General features: G+C 76.4%; 9 protein-coding genes. 1 reads left to right on the forward strand and 8 read right to left on the reverse strand.

The window, feature by feature from the left end; all coding sequences use genetic code 11:
• Window positions 1-31 precede the first annotated feature (31 nt).
• From WMF33_RS11520 to WMF33_RS11550, 7 genes are all read right to left on the reverse strand, one after another.
• On the reverse strand, window positions 32-1,924 hold the full coding sequence (locus WMF33_RS11520) for an SWIM zinc finger family protein (protein WP_437337175.1): 1,893 nt from the start codon (window positions 1,922-1,924) through the stop codon (window positions 32-34).
• Window positions 1,921-8,688 carry a HEAT repeat domain-containing protein gene (locus WMF33_RS11525; RefSeq protein WP_437337176.1) on the reverse strand — a complete coding sequence of 2,256 codons (6,768 nt, stop codon included), beginning with the start codon at window positions 8,686-8,688 and terminating at the stop codon, window positions 1,921-1,923. The genes WMF33_RS11520 and WMF33_RS11525 overlap by 4 nt, the downstream gene beginning before the upstream one ends.
• A complete protein-coding gene (locus tag WMF33_RS11530; RefSeq protein ID WP_437337177.1) occupies window positions 8,685-11,522 on the reverse strand; it encodes a hypothetical protein in 2,838 nt (945 codons plus the stop codon). Before WMF33_RS11530 ends, WMF33_RS11525 begins: the two co-directional genes overlap by 4 nt.
• A gap of 68 nt (window positions 11,523-11,590) precedes the next feature.
• On the reverse strand, window positions 11,591-12,490 hold the full coding sequence (locus WMF33_RS11535) for a WGR domain-containing protein (protein WP_437337178.1): 900 nt from the start codon (window positions 12,488-12,490) through the stop codon (window positions 11,591-11,593).
• Between the two features lie 179 nt (window positions 12,491-12,669).
• A complete protein-coding gene (locus WMF33_RS11540) occupies window positions 12,670-12,966 on the reverse strand; it encodes a DUF2288 domain-containing protein (RefSeq protein ID WP_061629459.1) in 297 nt (98 codons plus the stop codon).
• Between the two features lie 88 nt (window positions 12,967-13,054).
• Entirely contained in the window at window positions 13,055-13,933 is an 879-nt protein-coding gene (locus WMF33_RS11545) for an alpha/beta hydrolase (protein WP_437337179.1), read from the reverse strand.
• A gap of 811 nt (window positions 13,934-14,744) precedes the next feature.
• A complete protein-coding gene (locus WMF33_RS11550; protein WP_437337180.1) occupies window positions 14,745-17,291 on the reverse strand; it encodes a TonB family protein in 2,547 nt (848 codons plus the stop codon).
• A 133-nt stretch (window positions 17,292-17,424) separates the two neighbouring features.
• Here WMF33_RS11550 and WMF33_RS11555 point away from each other — a divergent pair, with 133 nt between their 5' ends.
• Window positions 17,425-18,435, forward strand: a complete 1,011-nt coding sequence (locus WMF33_RS11555; protein WP_437337181.1) for a DNA/RNA non-specific endonuclease — start codon at window positions 17,425-17,427, stop codon at window positions 18,433-18,435.
• Between the two features lie 9 nt (window positions 18,436-18,444).
• On the opposite strand, the gene WMF33_RS11560 is transcribed toward WMF33_RS11555, so the two are convergent.
• Entirely contained in the window at window positions 18,445-18,855 is a 411-nt protein-coding gene (locus WMF33_RS11560) for a nuclease A inhibitor family protein (protein ID WP_437337182.1), read from the reverse strand.
• Window positions 18,856-18,872 lie beyond the last annotated feature (17 nt).

The raw sequence follows: 18,872 nt of genomic DNA on the forward strand, positions 1-18,872 counted from the left end.
ACTGACGTTTGCTGAGACCTCCTTCCCCTCGTCACGCCGTCGACGCCTCGGCGTCGACGAACCCCGACGACGTCAACGCATCCAGGCGCTTGAAATACGCGTCGCGCGCTTCGCCGTCCGTGTCAAACCAAATGCGCTGATGGCGAGGGTCCTCCTTGCCGCGCGCGCCCCACGACAGGTGCACGACACGGTCGTCCAGCGAGACACGGTAGACCACCTCCGCGCCCGAGGCCTCGCGGCGCACGTAGGTGCGCGTCTCGGCGCGGATGAGCGCCCGCCCCTCGGCCGTCTTTCGCTGGGCGTCCCGCGCGGCGCGCTCGCGGGCGTAGGCGACGCGCAGCGCGATCATGTGCTCGCACGGCCCCTCCCGGAGGCCGCTCCGGCGGAACGTGGGGCAGCTGCACCACGCGTCCGAGACGCGGCCCTCGAGATCCACCGTGAACCGGGGCGAGAAGCCGCGGTGCGCCTCCCGGTCCGCGACCTCGCCGTGGATCTCCGTCCCCTCGCCGGCGATCTCGTGCACCTTGGTCGGCCGCACCGCGCCCGGCGCGGCGAGCAGGCGGTGGGCGGCGGCCTCGCGGGGCGAGCTGTAGCGGATCTCGCGCTCGTCGACCGGCTCGGCGAAGAGCTCGCGCGGGCGGTAGACGCGGCGCGCGACGTCGTAGAGCACGCGGCCGCGCAGGCACTCGAGCTGGAGCGCCGCGCGGGCGTCCTCGGCGCTCGCGCCGGCCGCGAGCGCCGCGAGCGGGAGCGGCCCGCGCTCGCGGAGCTGGGCGAGCTGCCTGCCGGCGAGCGCGTCGAGCGCGCCGCCGCCGCGCTCCCCGTCGCGGGGCATCAGGGCGTCGAACGAGGCGGCGCTGGCCCAGCTCGCGTCGGTCCAGCCCGTGAGCGCGACGGTCAGCGTCGCGCGGCCGAGATCGAGCACCCAGAAGACCGGCAGCCCGGGGCCCCGGAGCTCGGCGCGGGCGCTCCGCACGTGCGGCAGGAGGCGCGAGAGCGCGAGCAGCCGCTGCCGGCCGAAGGTCCGGACCACGCGGGGCGGGCCCTCGTACGGCGGGCCGTGGCCCTCGAGGAGGATCTCCCACGGCTCGAGGATGAGGCGCGGCGGCTTGCCGGGGACGAGCTCGAAGCGCAGGCCGCGGGGCGGCTTCTTCGCCTTGCGCGTGCGGAGCACGAAGAGGGCGTTGTAGAGGTCGATCGGGGCGAGCTCGCACGAGACCGCGGGGAGCGTCGCCGCCGACTGCACCTGGAGGAAGCCGCGCAGCCACGTGGCCGGGACCTCGAGCGACCGCTCGATCGGCGCCGGCGGCGCGGCCGGCGCGGCGCCGCCCGGGGCGCGGGACGCGCCGGCGTCGAGCTCCACCTTCGTGTAGACGCGCAGGCGATCGATCTGCTCGACGATGCGCGGCGAGAGATCGACGAACGCGGTGCCGTGGGCCGCCTCGCGGCCCTCGAAGAGATCGCTCGCGAAGGCGAGCCGGGCGTAGGCGCTCTCGTCGCGCGAGAAGACCTCGATCGCGACCTCGTCCGGGTGCACCGTGAGCACCGGATCGAGCGCGCCGGCGGGCTTGCGCGCGCCGGGGGAGCCGTCGCCCTGGCCCGCGGCGCCGCCGCCGAGGGCGCCCTCCAGGTACGCCTTCTGCGCCTCCCAGATCGCCGCGGTCGCCTTCTTGCCCTGCTTCATCAGGTAAGCGAGGTACGCGGTGCGATCGCGGCCCTTGTACCGGAGGTCGCTCTCCAGGAGCGTCGCCAGCGTGACCATCGCGTCGCGGAAGAGCGCCGCGTCGCGGACGGTGCCGCGCACGCCGACCGGGCCGCGGGCGCTGTCGAGGGAGAGGCGCACGCTCGACTGGAGCGGGGCGGCGGCGAGCTCGCTCGGCGCGGCGTACCGGAGGTGGATCGGACGGGCGAGGGCTGCGGTCATGCGTTGACTCCGTCGGGGGGCCCGGGCTCGGCGGGCGCGCGCGTGGTCGAAGCCCGCCGCGCGCGCTCGTTCGCGGCGCTGCGCTGCGCGCGGCGGTACGCCCGGTACGCGGCCTTGCGGACGGCGGCGTCGGGCGCCGCCGCCTTGTCGAACGCGAGCGCGGCCAGGGCCTCGAGCGCGCGCTCGCCGCCGGCGCGGCCGAGCGCCGCGATCGCGTCGAGGCGGGCCGCGGCGTCGCCGCCCTCGCCCCTGGCGAGCGCGATCAGCGGGGCGAGCGCGGCGGCGTCTCCGCGCGCGAGCATCGCCGGCAGCGCGAGGCGCCGGCCCGGCTCGCTCGCGACGAGCGCCGAGAGCGCCGCGGGCGGGGCGGCGCGCGCCGTCGGGCCGAAGGCGACCGGATCGAACGGCCGCGCCGCGGCCGCGCGCGCGGCCGCGCCGTCCGGCGCGAGCGCGGCGAGCGCCGCCGCCGCGGAGGCGCGGACGCCGGCGTCCATGTCCACGAGGGCCGCCGCGAGGGCGTCCGCGGCGCCCGCGGGGGGCGCGCCGCCCGCGGCGGTCGCGAGCGCGGCGAGCGCGCGCGCGGCCTCGCGGCGGACGTCGCCGGGGGCGGCGCCGTCCGCGAGGAGCGCGGCGAGCGCGGGCGCCATCGCGGTCGCGCCGGCGCGCGCGCCGGCCCAGAGCAGCTCGCGCCACGCCGCGGCCTCGGCGTCGCGCGCGTCGCCGTGCGCGGCCGACCAGCGCTCCGCGGTGCGCCGCGCCGCGGCGGCGACCGCCGCGGCGAGGGCCTCTCGACCGCCGTCCACGGCGCCGGCGGCGATGAGCCGCGCGGCCTCCTGCCGCGCCGGGGCGCGGTCGTCCTCGAGCATGGCGCGGAGCGCGGCCGCAGGCAGCGACCCGCGGCGGAGCAGGCCCATGGCGAGGCGCTGCCGGAGCTCCTCGTCCTTGAGCGCCGCGAGCCGGGGCAGGAGCTCGGCCGGGTCGGCCTCCGCGGCGAGGTAGCTCGCCGCCGGGCTCGCGATGTCGTCGTGCTCGCTCGCGACCGCGAGGAGCTCGACGCGCGTCCGCTCGCCCGGGAAGAGCTTCTCCAGCGCCTTGCGCGCGGCCTTGCGGACCTCGGCGCTCCGCGCGTCGAGCGCGCGCGCGAGGGCGGGCTCGGCCGCGCGATCGCCGAGCTCGCCGAGCTCGTTCACCGCGACGAGGCGGAGCCGGTCGGGCGTGTCGCCGGCGCGCGCGAGCTCCTCCAGGAGCACGCGGGCGCGCTCGCCGCCGATCCAGCGCACGCCCCGCGCCGCCGACTCGCGCAGGTCGACGGCGTCGGCGTGGAGCGCCTGCTCGACGCGCTCGGAGGCGCGCCGGCGGAGCTCGGCGCCCTCGAGCTTCGGGGCGATGCGGCCGAGCGCCTCGGTGGCGGCGGCCTGCATGGTCAACTCGACCGGCGACTCCTTGGTGCCGCCGGCGGCCACCGCCTCGAGCTCGTCCAGCGCGCGGGCGTCGCCGAGCGTGCCGAGCGCGAGCAGCGCCCGCTCCCGCTCGCCGGGCTCGCCCGCGCGCACGACGAGCATGAGCGGCAGCAGCGCCGGCGCGAGGCCCCGCGCGGCCACCCCCTCGGCGGCCGGCAGCACGAGCTCGCGCGCGCCGGCGCGCAGCACCGCCTCGAGCGGGCCGGTGGGCGCGCCCTTGTCCTTCACGCGCTTCGCGTACGACGTGACCGCCGCGACGCGCGTGGGGAGGTCGCGGTCCGAGAAGAGCGGGACGAGCAGGTCGTTCTGCGCGGGGTCGTCGCCGAGATCGAGCTCGCGCGCCGCGGCGAGGCGGAGCGCCGGGTCCTTCGCGCGCGCGGCGGCGGCGAGGAACGCGACCGCGCGCGCCGTGTCGCGCTTGTCGCGCTCGCGCCCGCGGTCGACGATCTCGAGGCACGCCTTGAACGCGGCGCCCCGGACCTCGGCGGCCTCGTCCTCGAAGCGCGCCGCGAGGGCGGGGATCGCCTCCGGGTTGCGGGCGCTCCCGAGCGCGCGCGCCAGCGCGGCGCGGTCCGCCGGCGCGGCGGCCTCGTCCATGCGCGCCGCGAGGGCGCGCACCGCGGCGCCGCTCGCGAGCGCGACGAGCGCCTCGCGCGCGCGGGCGAGCGTCGCGCTCGCCGGCGGCGCCGCGCCCTCGCGCAGGAACGCCGCGAGCACGTCGACCGCGCGATCGTCGCGGCGGCGGGCGAGGAGCTCCGCCGCGCGCAGGCGGAGATCGTCGTGGTCGCTCTCCATCGCGCGGCACAGGGCCGGCACGATGCGCGGATCGCTCGACGACGCGAGCCGCTCGAGCACGCCGAGGCGCAGGTCGGCGTGCTCGCTGCCGAGCGCGGCGAGCAGCGGCTCGAGGCTGCCCTTCGGGCAGAGCCGCTCGAGGAGCTCGAAGGCGTAGCGGCGCACGTCGGGGAGCGGCGAGCTCAGCGCGCGCGCGATCTCGGGCCGGGCGCCGTCGCCGCGCGCCGCGATCTCGTCGAGCGCGGTCCGCGCCACGTCGGCCGACGCCGACGCGAGCCCGAGCGCGAGCGGCTCGCCGGACCCCGCCGGGAAGAGCGCCTTGAGGCCGGCGAAGGCCGCCTTGCGGACGAGGTGGTGCGGGTCGTCGAGCGCCCGGACGAGCGGCGGGATCGCCGCCGTGCTGCTGACGTGGCCCTTCTGGCAGGCGTCGACGATGCGGTCGATGGCGTCGCGGCGGGTCCGGTGCGCCTCGTCGTCGCCCGGCGAGACCTGCCGGAGCAGGCCCATGTACGCGCCGAACGCGAGCCAGCGCAGCCGGCGCTGCTCGCCCTCCGGGACCGCGTCGCCGGCCGGCCGGTCGCCCTGCTTCTGCCCGGGCTGCGCGAGCTGCGCGAACAGGCGGCGCAGCCACCCCTTCGCGGGCCGCGTGTCGGTCTCCTCCGCGGCGCGCGGGGTCGTGTCCGCCGCGATGGGCGCGCCCGCCGGGCGCAGCGCGGCCACGCGCTTCGCCTCGCGGAAGTACTCGACCGGCTTGCGGCGGATGCGGAGCACCTGCGCGGCCGCGTACCGCTGCTCCGGGTTGTCGCTGGCGAGCGCCTCGGCGAGCCCGACGAGGATGCGGCCGCGCGCGACCTCGGGCGGCCAGTCCTTCATGCCGGCGGGCTTCTCGCCCTCGGCCGCGCCGTCGCGATCCCGGTCCGGCTGCGCCGCGGCGTCGGGGCGCGGGGGCATCAGCACCTCGATGAGGTGGGCGAGGTACGCCTCCAGATCGGTGCGCAGCTCCAGCGCGCGCGCCGCGGCGAAGCGCACGTCGGAGCGCTGCGACGAGAGCGCGCTCGTCAGGAGATCCGGCGGATCGCCGCGGCGGAAGGCCCGGAGGTCGCGCGCGAGCACGATCGCGAAGACGAGCTCCTGGACCTCGCGCGAGCTGTCCTCGAGGCCCTGCAGCATCCCGCCGTAGCCCTCGGGCCCGAGCGCCGCGAACGACATGATCGTCGCGACGCGGATGGGCGGGTGCTCGTGGCGCAGCGTGCCCGTGAGCACCGGCAGCGCCCGCACGTCGCCGAGCCGCGCCAGCCCGTCGGCGGCCCACGAGCGCACGGCGACGTCGGCGTGGCCCATGGCGTCGAGCAGGTAGCCCTCCTCGCCGCGGCGGGCGGCCATCGCGAGCCCGCGCGCCGCCTGCTCGCGCACGTCGGGGTAGTCGTCCTTGAGCAGCTCGGTGGCGAAGTACTTGACGAGCCGCGGCGCGCCGAGCGTCGCCAGCGTGGTCGCGGCCCGGGCGCGGAGCGGGCCGAGGATCTGGATCGGGAGCTCCTTGAACAGCGATTTGTCGGCGAGGAGCGCCCGCATGGGGTTGATCAGCTGCTCGTCGCGCCGCGCGGCGCAGAGCTCGGCCGCGCGCACCCGGAGGTCGAGGTGGCTCGACTGGAGGCCGATGTGGAGCGGCCCCGCCTCGCCCGGCAGGAGCTTGTCGAGCGCCTCGATCGCGGCGGTGCGCGGCCCCGCGTGGTCGTCCTCGAGCAGCCGGACGAGGGCGCTGCGGACGGCGTCGCTCACCGGCGCGCGCGCGGCCCCGCGGGCGCCGCTCTCGCGGACAGACGGGTGGATCGACGCCATCGCGGCGAGGTGCGGCTCCGCGGCGTCCTTGCCGCGCAGCTTGACGACCGCCTCGTACGCGGCCTGGGCGACGCCGTCGTCGCGGTCGCCGATCGCCGCCTTGAGCCGCTCGGCGGCCCACGGCTGCTCGCCGTGCGCCTTGAGCTCCTCGACGGCGCGCAGGCGCAGGTCGGGGAAGCGCGCGCGCTGGGCGCGGTCGAGCGCCGTCTGCGGATCCGCGGCGTGCCACGACCACAGCGTCCGGAACGCCTCGCGGCGGACCTTGGGCGACTCGTCCTCGATCGCGTCGGCGAGCAGCGCCTCGGCCTCCGGGGGCCTCGGCCCCTTGCCCTCGCCGGCGATCGCCACCAGCCGGTCGAGCCCGCGGACGCGGATGTCCTCCTGCGACGAGCGGAGCGACGCCTCGGCCACGGCGAGCGGGGCCGACGGCTCGAGCCGCGCGTACGCGTCGAGCGCCGCGGCGCGCACCGCGCTGTCCGCGTCGTCGAGCATCCAGACGAGCCGCTTCTCGGCGCGCGTGTCCCGGAGCTCGGCGAGCGCGGTCGCCGCTTGCCGGCGCAGCGACGGGTCCTGCTCGCGCGTGAGCTGCAGCAGCGCGCCGAGGGCGCGCGTGTCGCCGAGCTGCGCGAGCCCGCGCGCGCCGCGCACCGCCGTGTCCGGCGTGCGGCACGCCATCGCGGTGAGCAGCGGCTCGAGGTCGGGCTCCGCGGGCCCTTCGCCCGGGCTCCCCACGCCGGGGATCCGGGCGCGCGCGGCCTTCAGGTCCGCGTCGTCGGGCGCCTTCGGCTTGGCCTTCGCGTCCGGCGCGGGCGGCTCGCCCTCGCCGTCGCGGGCGCGCCGCAGCACCTCGGCCGCGCGCCGGGCGATGTCGAGCGCGGCGCGGCCGAGGTCCTCGTCGCGCGCCTCGAGCGCGTGGGCGAGCGCCCGCCGCTCGATCACCTTCGCCGCGAACGCGATGCGGCGCACCTCGGCGTCCTCGTCGTCGAGCGCGCGCGCCGCGACTGGCGCGAACGCCGGGGCCGAGAGCCAGCCCTGGAGGGCGGCCCGGATGAGCGCCTCGACCCGGAGGTCGGCCGGGCCGCGCTCGAACGCGGCGCGGAGCGGCTCCGGGCTGCCCGGGTGGAGCTTCTCCAGCTGGTCGAGCGCCGTGAGCCGGACCGACGCGTCGCGGGCGGCGAGCTTGTCGGCGATGAGCCCCGGGATGAGCGGCGAGCTGCCGTGGAGCTTGCCGAGCTCGACGAGCGCCCGGCGCTGGACGTCCGCGGCGCGCGCCTCGAGCCCCGCGCGGAGCGGGGTGAGCGGCGCGTCGCGGTCGATCGCGCGGAGCGCCTCCAGCGCGGCCAGGCGGACGGCCGCGTGCTCGTCGTCGAGCGCCTCGCGGAGCTTCGCGCGCGCGCCGCGGCGCCCGCGCGCCCCGAGCTCGCGGGCGGCGAGCGCGCGCACCTCGGCGTCGCGGTCGGACCGGAGCGCGCGCGCCGCGGCCTCGAGCGCCTCGGGCTCGTCGAGGGCCGCGAGCTGCTTGACGGCGGCCTCGCGGGCCGGCCGCGCCCCGGAGAGCGCCTGGGCGAGGGCGTCGAAGCCGTGCGCGAGCTCCGCGGCGCCGTCGGCGAGCGCGCCCGCCGCGTCGATCGGGAAGCGCCACACCGTGCGCCGGTCTCCCGCGGCGAAGACGGCGCCGAGCCCGTCCTTCGCGTCCGCCGTACCGCGGCCGGACGCGCGCGACCCCTTGCGCGCGGCGGCGCCCTCGGCGGGCGCGAGCGCGAGCGCGTGGAGCGGCAGCGCGCTCGTCTCCAGCGTGCGCGGCTTGCGCCGGTCCTCGAGGCGGTGGACGCGGATCGCGCCGTCCGCGCCCGCGGACACCAGGCGATCGCCGGCCTCCTTGCCGTCGTCCTGCGGCGGCGGGGTGGGCAGGCACAGCAGCGCGCGGACCCCGCCCGCGTGCCCGGTCCCGTCCGCGCCGCGCACCTCGCACTCGACGTCGCCGACGAGGTACCAGAGCCGCACGGTGCCGTCGTCGCCGCCCGACGCGAGCCGCCCGTCGCGCGGCGTGAACGCGAGCGCCGCGACCGGCCCGTCGTGGCCGGGCATGTCGCGGCGGGCGCCGGTCGACAGGGTGACCACGCGGACGACGCCGTCGTCGCCCGCGGCCGCGACGAGCTCGCCGGCGGGGTCGAAGGCGACGGCGCGGAGCGGCGCCGCCGAGAGCGCGAACGCCGCGATCTCGGCCGCGACCCCGGGCGGCGGGGCGGCGGACCCGTCGCCCCCGCCGACGCGGAAGACCCGCAGCGCGCCGTCGGCGCCGACGGTCGCGAGGCGCGCGCCGCCCGGCGCCGCCGCGACCGCGGTGACGCCGCCCGGGTGCGCCTCTAGCGCCTGCGCCTCGGCCGCGCCGCCCGCGACGAGGCGCAGCGCGCCGTCGGAGCACGCCATGGCGAGCAGGTCGCCCGCGAACGCGAGGCCGAGCACGTGCGCCGGCACGTCGATCGAGCGCACCGGCTTGTTCGTCGCGTGATCGAACAGCGTCACCTGGCTCGCGCCGGCGGGCGATCGCGCGGGCGACGTCCCGCCCGCCCCGCCCGGCGCCGGCGCGCGCACCCCGCCGACGGCGAGGAGCCGCGGGCCGGCGGCGAGCGCGCGGACCTTCTCGTAGTGGCCGATCGTGTGGCTCATGCGCGCTCCTGTCCGGCGCTCGGCGCGGCGAGCCCCTCGATCTCGAGCCCCGGGTGCGCGCGCCGGAGCCGCATCAGCGCCGCCAGGCAGGCCTGCCACTCGCCCTTCGCGATCGACCCGGTGAACTCGGCGATGACCGGGGCGACGAGCGCCGCGAACGCCGCGTCCTCGACCGCGAGATCGCGCACGACCTCGATCACGTGCCGCTTGGCCTCGCTCGCGGAGAGGCGCCGCCGCGGGCCCGCGTCGTCGCCCGGCTCCGGCGAGCGCCCCGCGGGGATGCCGGAGAGCACGTACCGCAGGAAGGCCCGGAGCGCCTCGACGTCCGCGAACCGGCCCGCGTCCTCTGGCGCTTCCGCCGCCGGGCGCGGCCCCTCTTCCTTTTCCTTCCCGCGCGCGTTGTCTTTCCCGCGCGCGGGGCGCGGCTGCCAGCCCGGCGGCAGATCGCGCGGCCGGTGCTTCTCCCAGAGCATCCGCACCGCGAAGAGGCGCACCTCGCGGTCGGCGCTCTGCATCAGCCAGCCGAGGCGCTCCGGGCCGCCGAGGCGCGCGTAGTGCTTCAGGATGAGCGACAGGCCGAGCTCGCGCGCGCTCTTCTTCAGGCTCTCCGTGAGCGCGAAGACCTGCGCCGGATCGAGCTCGTCGAGCGTGAGCGTCAGCGCCGGATCCGCCGACGGATCGCCGGCCTTGCGGAGCGCGTCGAAGGCGATGTTGCGCACCTCCTTCGCGTCGCTGTGGGCGAGCTCGTAGACGCGGGCCTGGTAGCCCCACGCCCGCAGCTCCGCGCGGGTGATCAGCGCGGCGAAGCGCCGGACGTCGTCCCGCTTGTCGGAGAGCGCGGGCCAGATCCGCTCGGCGGTGAAGGCCGAGCGCTTCAGCGCCGGCTTCAGATCGAGCTCCTTGGCCTCGCTCTGCTCGGGCCCGAGCGTCGGGTGGTGGCACCGCAGGTAGGTCTGCGCGAACGCGCGCATCGGCTCGGGCTCCTTCTCGCCGAGCGCGAGCGCGAACAGCCGCGCGGTGCCCGCCTCGCGGTCGCCGCGGCCGCCCGCGTCCTGCCCCGCGTCGAAGTCCTGCGGCTTCATGTGCGCGAGGAGGTACCGGCGCGCGAAGCCGTTCAGCGTGGGGTCGGCGCGCCGCGCGAGCGCGAGCAGCCAGGGCAGGGTGAGCTGCCGCGCGGTCACGATCTTCGGGTTGCCGAGCACCGAGAGCGCGACCGCGCGCGTCTCGGCGCTGAAGACGAGCCCCTTCAGGCGCTCCACGCCCTCGGCGGTCAGGTCGGGCAGGGCGTCGGCCTTCTCCAGCCAGGCCGCGACGGCGCGCCCGATGCGCTTGCGCGTGAGCGCGCCGAGCAGCCACGGCGTCCCGATCGCCGCGACCGGGTGCTTGCCGAGCGCGTCGAGCGCGATCTCCGTCGCGCGATCGTCGTCCTCGTGGCGCGGGTCGTCGAGCACGCGGATCCAGAAGGCCGGCCCGAGCTCCCCTGGCCGGTACTTCGCCTTGAGGTAGGCGGCGGCCCACCGCTTCTGCGCGCCCTCGCCGTAGATCATGTCGACGAGGAACGGCTCGGGCAGCTCGGCGCGGTCGAAGCTCTCGCCGAGCGCCTTGCCGGCCCAGGCCTCGGTCTCGCCGTGCTCGAGCAGCCGCCCGAGGAACGCGAAGCCGAGCGCGCGCGGGCTCCTGCCCTGGAGCGCCGACGCCGCGAACGCGCGCGTCTCCTTGTGCTCGGAGGCGAGCAGCGCGGCGAGCCGCTCCGGGTCGAGATCCGCCGCGTGCGCGCGGGCGTACTCGATCGCGAACGCGCGCGCCTTGGGGCTCGGCGAGCCGAGCAGCGCGAGCGCGGCGTCGTGCAGCCCGAGGCTCCGCAGCTTGCTCTGGTGGAGCTCCGGCGAGCCGAGCAGCGTCTCGATGAGGAAGTCGTGCGCGCTCGCGAGCGGCCGGGTCGCGAGGCGCGCGAGCCACGCGGGCGTGGCGGCGCTCCGCAGCGCGTCGGCGAAATCCTTCTTGAGCCCCTGGATCGCGAACCGCGCCGGGGGATCGGCCTGGCAGGTCGAGAGCAGGAGCATCAGCGGATCGGGCGATCGCCTCCACGCCTCGCCGAAGGCGCGGTGCTTCACCATGTCGCTCGGCGGGACGCCGCCGTGGAACGAGCGCCCGTCGTACTTGCCCGCGCCGTGCGCCCAGATGTGGTTCGCGACCCAGAGGTCGCGGAAGGCCGTGTCCGGCGTGTAGTGGCGGAGGACCTCGACCGCGAACTGCGGGTAGAGCTCGGGCGTGCTCCGGCCGAGCTCGCGCAGGAAGCGCCACGCGCGGCGGCGCATGTAGATCAGGGTGCCGCGGGAGACCTCGCGCCGCCCGCCGCGCGAGAGCTCGGCGTCGAAGCGGTAGGCGAGGGCGCCGAAGAGCTCCGCGTCGAGGCGCGCCTCGGCCAGCTTGTAGATGCGCTTGAGCCCGCCCCACGCGCCGAAGACGAGCGGCGCGCTCTTCGCGACGTCGCAGAGCGCGCTGCGCCCGGCGTCGGTGCCCTCCTCGTAGATGCGGACGAGCAGATCGGCGAGCTCGAGCCGCGGCGGCGGCGCGGCGTCGACCTGCGCGAGGAAGCGCCGCCACGCGTCGGTCGCCTGCTCGCGCCGCTGCTCGGGGGTGCTCCTGCCCTGCGCGACCGAGAGCAGCTGCAGGAACGCCGCGAAGGTGAGCGCGCCCTCGCGGGGCGGCGCCTCCGGCGCGGGATCCGGCTGCTCGAGGTAGGCCTCGAGGATCTCGGCCAGGGCGGGCGAGCCGCTCGCGGCGAGCTGCTTGACGTTCGCGATGTCGATCGGGTTCGGTGAGCTCGCCAAGGCGCCTCCCGCGGCGGGATGGCCTGAGAGAATCGCGAGCCCTGGGGATCAGGTCAAGCGGAGTCGACTCACGCGGCGCGCATCCGGGCGATGCGCCGCGCGACGTGCGGGTCGCTGCCCGCGTCGAGGCCCGCGAGGTAGTCCTTGAGCGATCGCCCGCGCTGGGCGAGGTGCGCCTCGAGGTAGGGCGAGAGCGCCTTCCAGCGGAGCGCCCAGCCTACCTCGGCGCTCATCGAGCCGTGGTGCGGCCGGTCGACGAGCAGCGCGCCGAGCCGGAGGCCGAGCTCCGGGTCGCCGAGCTCCTCGAGCTGGCGCCCGAGGACGGCGAGCGCGCCGGCGGCCGGCGAGGTCGCGGGCGGCGCCTTCCAGGTGTCGCGCACGGCGCGCGCGAAGGCGGCGGCGTCGAGCTCCGAGAGCAGCTCGATCGCGCGGACGAGCGGCAGCCGATCGGCCGCGCTCGGCGCGACGACGCGGGCCATGAGCGCGTCCACGGCGGCCGACAGCGCCGCGTCGGTCGCGGGGTCGACCCCGCCGAGCGGCTCGAGCGCGCGGCGGGCGCGGCGGACGGCGCGCCCGAGGGCCCAGCTGCGCCGGCCGCGCGCGGCCGCGAGCGCGGAGAGCGCGTGGACGGCGGCCCTCCGCTGCGCCTCGGTGGCCTCGCCGGGCCGCACGCGCGGCGGCAGATCGAGCTTCGCCGGCGGCGGGGCGGCCTTGTCGCCGCTCGGCGCCGGGGCGCTGCCGGCGGGCGCGCCGCCCGCGGGCGCGGCGACCTCCTGGTAGCCCTCGCGGAGCTTCTCCGCGATCTTCTTCTCGCACTCGCGCGCCGCGGCCTCCGCGGTGGGAAACGCCTTCTCCTTGCGCTGCCCGGCGGTGCCCAGCCGGCCGTAGACGACGACGAACGTCGTGTCGTCCACGTCGGCCATCCAGAACTTGGCGCTCGTCCCCTGCACGAACTCGAACCGGCGCATGGAGGCGAACCTATCACGCCCTCTCGCGCTCGTGGGCCGCCGCGCCCGGAGGCGCCGGCGCGACGTCGAACTCGATGTCTCCGTCGGCCAGCGTGAAGGCGGCATGAGCGAAGTCCCCGCCGTGGAAGTGCCGCCCGCGAGCCCGCGCGGTCGCCCCGCAGGGGCGTCGCCCGGGCGCCTCAGGACGGCGGCGGAGAGGCCGGACGGCGCACCAGCACGAACGGCGCGACCACCAGCGACAGGAACCGCAGATCGAGCTGGAGCGGCCAGCGCGCGAGATCTTCGGCCGTGGGCTTGGTCAGCTTGCCGGCCGCGATCCAGGCCTGGACCCTGGCGGCGTCGTTCGCGGCGATGGCCTCGCCGACGTCCAGGAGGTCGAGGTCGGCCGCGACGAGGATGACCCCGTCGCGGGCCGCGTGGGCGCGGAGATCGGTCCAGAAGACCTCCCCGAGCGTCTTGGCGAGCTGTTCGCGCATGGGGGGCAGCATAGGGCCCCGGCGGCGGCCGCCAAGCCGGCAAGGCGCCGCGCAGCGCCGGCGGCCGCGACCGGGCTCGTCTCGAGGGCTACCAGCCCATGTTGTGGTGAATCCAGCAGTCGATCTGCTCCCAGCCGATCGGCGTGCCGCGGTGGCCGTTGAGGATGTGGCCCGTGTCGGGGACGATCGCCTTCGTGACGCGCGCGGCGCTCGTGTAGAGCGCCGCGTCGGAGTCCACATACGACGCCGGCTGCAGCTCGTCCGTCTCCCCGAACTGGATGAGCACCGGGCTCGTCACGTCGTGGATGCCGGAGAGCGAGGGGTCCTCGGAGACGGCGAGGAGGCTCAGGAACTGCCCGCGCGTGTACGTGTCGGCGATGTTGGCGTTGTCGAAGGCGATCAGCGCGGGGTCCGCGTTCGCCGCGTCGTAGAAGACGTCGGCGCGGATCTCCGGCGGGATCGCGATATAGGGCGTCTGCAGCAGCGCGGAGATCGCCTCCGGGGAGACGGGGATCGGGTGCGGCGTGAACGTGAGGCCGGTGTTCACGAGGACGTCCGCGTCATTGTAGGTGCTCTGAACGTACGTGCTGATGATGGCGCCGTTCGAGTGGCCGACGAGCGCGATGCGATTGAAGGGCGTCTTGAAGACCCCGCCGCGGGTGCGCATCTCGGTGAGGACCTGATGCACGCTCTCGGCCGTCTCGGCCAGGTCGAGGAAGTCGCCGTCCGGCCGGCTGCTCTCCCCGGCCCCGAGCATGTCGAGCGCCAGGACGGCGTATCCCTCCTTGGCCATGTGCCGGGCATAGGAATAGTCGCGTCCGCCGATCGACGGGATGTCCCAGTACTCGTGCGTGTAGGTGAGCCCGTGGACGAGCACCTGAAGCGGGCGATACTTGTAGTGATCGCGATAGTAGAGGTAGCCCACGACCTCGTACGTGTTGCCGTCGGAGAGGGTCACCGGGAACACCAGACGCTCGACCTTGGTGTGCCGGCTCGACGACGACGCCTCGGCCGGGCTCGCGGGGACAGAGGTGGCCGCGAGCGCCGCCGAGAAGAGAACCGTGCTAAGTGTGCGGGAATACAAATTCATCGATTGACCCTCATGGTTGCGGAAGGTGATGGGAGGTGAGGCAACGTCTCTCGCGGTGCGATGTCCCGTGGTCTCTCAGCTCCAACTCCACCTCGCAAGGCTCGCAAACACCGGACCATAAAACGTCTGATCCACCAAGATAGCTCACGAACACTGCTCGCGCCGCCCTCAAACACATTTCTTAATGAGTTTCGTCTCGGGTTCGTCTCGGGGGCGATGTCCGTGTGAACCGCTGGACCCGGCCGTGCCGAGGCGCGGCGCAGACGCCGCACGCTTCGTTGCGTGGATCGTTGCGTGGATCGTTGCGTGATTGCTGCGTCGATCGTTGCGCTGTGCCGCAATGATTTGCGTCCGCGGCTGGCGCGGATGAACGATTCCCTGCAGATGCCGGAGCCCACGTCCGCGTTGCGCTTGCTGTGCTGGCGATAATTTTACTGCTATGCTTCAAGGTTCTTCGTCATCCGTCATGGCCAGCCGCCGCCGTGACCGCGTGAGTCCGGGGTGATGCGCTGATATGCGATTTTAACGGCCGTGCTGCACTCCGTCGCCTGGCCCATCGGTGACCCGGCGCGAACGGGCGGTTCCGGGGATCCTCGACCTCGACGCGGGCGCGCTCCGCCCGGCGCGCGCCGCGCGCCGCGCGGCGCGCAGCTGCGCTCCCGCGTCGGCGTGGCAAGGTCGATGCCGCTCAGAAGCTCGCTTCGACGCCGAGGCTCGGGATGACGATGGGTCCGAGCTCCTCCGGCGCGCAGCCGCGCAGGATCGAGCACTCGTATTGCAACGTCTCTTTGCCGGCCGTCGCGTTGAGCGCCTCGACCGTGAGCGAGATGGTTCGCCCCTCCCCGAGCACCCACCGCTTCTCGAGCCGCAGATCCAGCCGGAAGAACGCCGGCAGCCGCTCTGGCAGGTTCAGCCCGCGTACGTACCGAGCGATCTGCGCGCGCAGCCGCTCGCGCCGGCGGATGTCTTCCTCGGTGTCGGGGCGATCCTTACCGTCGTCGGGGCGCTGCCCGTTCAGGGCGTCGTTCCCCCAGAGATCGTAATCGAGCGTCATCGGAAGGCCGCTGTAGAACACCGCCCGGCCCCCGAGCTTCCAGCCGCGGCCCAGATCGACCGCGGCGGCCGCGTTGAGCACGTGCCGGCGGTCGAAGGCCGAGTCGAACGTCTCGCGGCCGACGTGGCGGACCGAGCGCGAGAGCGTGTAGGACACGAACCCTCCGACCCGCTTCGACAGGCTGCGATGCGCGTGGATCTCCAGGCCATGGGTGCTGCCGGTGCCGCGCAGCTCCGCCCGCTGCGCGAGGCCGATGTCGGTGCCGGGCAGCCGGTTGCCGAGGGCGTCGCTGAGGTCGAAGAACCCGCTCCGGAACGCGGTGATCGTCGCCTTGATCCCCTCGGGCAGCCGGAGCTCGACGCCGGCGCTCGCGAGCAGCCCGGTCTGCACGCCGCCGCGCAGGCCGCCGATCTGCAGGCCCGGCACGGCGCCGAGGAAGCTCGGCGGCTGGTGGGTCACGCCGAAGGCGCTCAGCAGGGCGACGCTCCGCGTCGCCTGCAGCCGCGTGGCGAGGCGCGGATCCACCGTCGCCGCGGTCTCGCCGCCCGACGCGAAGAAGTCGCCGCGCACGCCCGGCACGATCTCGAGCGCGGGCGCGGGGCGCACGACGACGTCGGCCCAGAGCCCGGCGGCGAGGTCCTCCCGGCTCGTGAACAGGCGCGCGAGCGCCCGGTCGTTCCGGCTCGGGAAATCCCCGTCGCGCTCGCGGATGTCGATGTCGAACCGCTCGAGCTGCGCGTCGGCGCCGGCGCGCACGGTGAGCAGGTCCGACGCGGGCGCGGACAGCTCCACGCGCGCGCCGAGGAGGCGCGTGCTCCCGGCCCGCTCCCCGTCCTGGTTCGAGCTCTGCTCGTAGCCGAGCGTGACGGCGTGCCGCAGGCGGCCGCCCCGGCGGAAGAACCGGTCGTAGCGGAGGTCGAGCCGGTGGAAGTCGCCGGCGAGCACCACGTCGGTCTCCCCGTCGTCCTCGATCTCGGCGAGGTAGTCGTGCGACCCGAAGGCGAAGAGCCCGACCCGGTCGTAGGGCGAGAAATCGTAGGTGGCGCGCGCCTGGTAGTCCCAGTACCCGAGCTCCACGCCGGGCGAGAAGAGCGAGAGGAGCGCGCCCGGGTAGGCGTAGCGGCCGCCGACGAGCGCGGTGCCGCGGCCGTCGGCCCAGGGCGCCTCGACGAGGACGCCGGCGTCGAACAGCCGGACATTGGCCTCGCCGTGGAACAGGCGCGACGGCTCCCTCGTCTCGCCGGCGATGACGCCGCCCGTGTAGCGCCCGAAGCGCGCCGGGAAGCCGCCGGGGTAGAGATCGACCCGCTCGACGAGCGCCGGGTGGATCACGCTGGGGCCGAGCGCGACGTGGTAGAGCAGCGGGACGCGCACGCCGTCGACGAAGTAGCCGACGTTGCCGGGCGGCGCGCCGCGCACGAAGAAGTACGGCACGCCGGAGGCGATCGGCGTCACCCCGGGCATCGCCTCGACCGCGCGGAACGGATCGCCGAACGCGCCCGGCATCTGGCGCACCTCCTCCCGGGTCATCGAGGTCGTCATCGGCGCCGCGCGCTCGCCCACCACCACGACGTCGATGGCCTGCGGCGGCGGGGGCGGCGCCGGCGCGGGGCTCGCCAGGGACAATCGCGGCCCCGCGGCGGCCGGCGGAGGCTCGGCCGCCGCGGCGGGCGCGGCGGGGCGAGGGTCGCGGAACGTCACGCGGAACAGGATGCGCGCGCCGATGGGCTGCCCGTCGCGGCGCGCGGGCTCGAACCGCCACGACGGCGCCGCGCGCAGGGCCGCGCTCGCGAACGGCTCCGCGCCCTCCTCCGCCTCGACCGCGCCCACCGTGCCGTCGGCGCGCACCGTGATGCGGAGCACCACCGTCGCGTCGCCGGCGCCGCCGGGCGGGTAGGGCGGGTCCGTGGGGCCGATCGGCGACGGCAGGGTGACCTGCGCGGTCTGCGCCGCGACGGCGCGGGGCTGCCCCGCCGCGGGCTCTGCCGTCGACTCGCCTTCCATCAGCGTCAGGAGCGCGCCGGCCGCCGCGGACGCGGCGATGACCCGGCGCCGGCCGCGCAACGGGCGGCGGCCCGCCGAGCGGGAGGCGCGCGGCGCTGCGACGGCCGCGGCGCCGGCCGGGCTCCGGCGTCGCAGCTCCCTGTCCTCCGGCTCCTCCATCGGCGCTCCGGAAACCATGGAGAGTCGTGCGGGCATGCTCAAGCGAAACGTGCCGCCTCGGTCGCGCGCTCCACGCGGTCGGTGCGCCGCGCCGAGCTCGCCGCGCTGGACGCTGGCACCCTCGCTGCCGTAGAACGCTGGGAGCGCCGACGTGGGCTCGAACAGGAAGCGACAACGGAAGTCCTGGGGCTCGCGGGCGCTCGTCGCGCTCGCCGTCGCCGGGCTCAGCGCCGCAGGGGTCAAGTGCGGCCTGGAGCGCGGGCTCGAGGAGCTCGGCCTGGGCCGCGGCGAGGACCGGCCCTCCAGGCCGTCTCCGTCGTCCGGCCGATCCAGCAGCCCCTCGCCGCCGAAGGGCGCTCCGACGAAGGGCGCGCCCTCGCCGCGGCCGCCGGCGCAGAGCGTCCACCTCGAGCTCGGCGTGCCGGCCCGCACCGGGGCGCAGGCCGCCCGGGCCGAGGCAGCGGCGTCCGACGATCACCTGATGATCAAGCCCCAGTACGCCCTCTCCTACAACCGCTCCAGGAACGTGGCGAACTGGGTCAGCTGGCGGCTCGACGCGGCGTCGTTCGGCGACGCGCCCCGCCACCGGGGCAAGTTCCTCGCCGACGCGGCGCTGCCGGACGGCTGGTACCGCGTGCAACACGACGACTACACCGGCTCCGGCTTCGATCGCGGCCACATGGTCCGCTCCGAGGAGCGGACGCGGACCCCCGACGACAACAAGGCGACGTTCCTCCTCACGAACATCCTGCCGCAGCGGCACGACCTCAACGCCGGCCCGTGGCTCCGGCTCGAGGAGGCGTGCCAGGAGCTCGCGCAGAAGCAGCGGCGGGTGCTGTTCGTGATCGCCGGCGGCCTCTTCGGCGGGCGCGCGCGCCCGGCTGCCATCGGCAAGGGCGTCGCCGTGCCGGACGCGTTCTTCAAGGTCGCCGTGGTCCTCGAGCCGGGGCAGGGGCCGGACGACATCGGGCCGGCGACGCGCGTCATCGCGGCGGTGATGCCGAACGAGGCGGGGATCCTGGACGAGGGCTGGGGGCAGTACCGCACGACGGTGGACGAGATCGAGCGGCGCGCGGGCTACGACCTCCTGACCGCCCTGCCCGAGGCGGTGCAGCGCGCGCTCGAGGCGCGCACCGACGACGGGCCCGTAGGCGGCCGCTGAGCGGCGCGATCAGGTCTCGACGACCCTGGTCTTGAGCCCGAGCCACGCGCCCGACGGGTGGCGGCCGACGACGTAGGCGTCGATGTCCACGCGGCCCACGCGGTAGACGCGGAGATCGGCGAGGTGGCGCTCCAGGAGCTCCGCGAGCTCCTGGTACCGCCCGGCGTCGGCCCGCGCCGCGTCGCCGGCCTCGGCGGGCGGATCGAGGACGGGCGCGAGGAAGTCGTCGAGGGTCGTGACCTCGACCGGCGTCTCGGCGGCGAGGCCCTCGGCCGCGCGCAGCGCGGCCGGCGACGACGCGTCCCCGCGCGACCGGAACGGCTCCAGCGGGTGATCGGACTCGCTGGGGAACAGCAGGTTGTGCGCGGCCTCCCCCAGGGAGGCGAGGAGCTCTTCGGGCGACGCGGAATCGGCCTGCATGCGGATCTCCGGAGGGC

It is taken from the genome of Sorangium sp. So ce394, assembly GCF_051474665.1.
In the GTDB taxonomy this organism is placed as follows: domain Bacteria; phylum Myxococcota_A; class Polyangia; order Polyangiales; family Polyangiaceae; genus Sorangium; species Sorangium cellulosum_D.